The 556-nt window shown below is 76.3% G+C and carries 1 protein-coding gene; it reads right to left on the bottom strand.

All coding sequences use genetic code 11. The features are described from left to right. Window positions 1–324: aldo/keto reductase (locus GCU67_RS21085; RefSeq protein ID WP_163613463.1), on the bottom strand; the 324-nt coding region annotated here is incomplete at its 3' end. Window positions 325–556: the final 232 nt, after the last annotated feature.

The raw sequence follows: 556 nt of genomic DNA, 5'->3' as shown, positions 1-556 counted from the left end.
CGGCGACCCGTCGAGCGCCCAGTCCGCGCCGCGCCGGGTGTGCCCACCCTTGGTCGCGACCAGCACGCCGGAGGTGTCGCCGCCCCACGAGGCCAGTGCAGCGGCCACGAGCGACTCGTTGTGGCCGAACTCCCCCTCGTCCCGGGAGTAGGCGTCGGCGGTGTCGATCAGCGTCACCCCGGCGTCGAGCGCCGCGTGGACGACGGCCCGCGCGTCCTCGGGGGCGGGCCGGGGGTCCTTGGTCGACAGCGGCATGGCGCCCAGGCCGATGGCGCTGACCTGGACGCGGCCGACGGTGTCGTTGCCGATGGTGCGCTGCTGCACGGGCTCCTCCTCGTGGACCGACGGTTGCGTCGTGCCCCGCGGGTAGCGTCGCAACCGTGCTCGGGCAGGTGCGATCGTGACGTCGCTGTTCGACGACCCGGCGCCCGACGCCGGTGGCGCCGTGGTGGACACCGGTGCGCCGCTGGCCGTGCGGATGCGGCCGCGGGGCCTCGACGAGGTGGTCGGTCAGACCCACCTGCTCGGCCCGCGCGCCCCCCTGCGCCGGCTGGTG

The organism is Modestobacter muralis, from assembly GCF_010682105.1.
Classification (GTDB): domain Bacteria; phylum Actinomycetota; class Actinomycetes; order Mycobacteriales; family Geodermatophilaceae; genus Modestobacter; species Modestobacter muralis.
This window is presented reverse-complemented; position numbering and strand designations above follow the sequence as displayed.